The following is a 294-nucleotide window of genomic DNA, read 5'->3' on the forward strand; positions in this document are numbered from 1 at the left end:
GTATGGTATCCTTGCCTGAATACATAGGGTAAGCAAGACAGACCCAGGGAACTGAAACATCTACGTACCTGGAGGAAGAGAAAGCACATGCGATTTCCTGAGTAGCGGCGAGCGAAACGGAACATAGCCCAAACCAAGAGGCTTGCCTCTTGGGGTTGTAGGACATTCTATACGGAGTTACAAAGGAACGAGGTAGACGAAGCGTCCTGGTAAGGTCCGTCGTAGAGGGTAACAACCCCGTAGTCGAAACTTCGTTCTCTCTTGAATGTATCCTGATTACGGCGGAACACGTGA

1 rRNA gene is annotated in these 294 nt (G+C 49.7%); it reads left to right on the plus strand.

The features are described from left to right. Positions 1-294: ribosomal RNA gene (locus ACSG5Z_RS31155) — 23S ribosomal RNA — on the plus strand; the annotation flags it as partial.

Source organism: Bacillus pretiosus (genome assembly GCF_051294775.1).
Classification (GTDB): domain Bacteria; phylum Bacillota; class Bacilli; order Bacillales; family Bacillaceae_G; genus Bacillus_A; species Bacillus_A wiedmannii.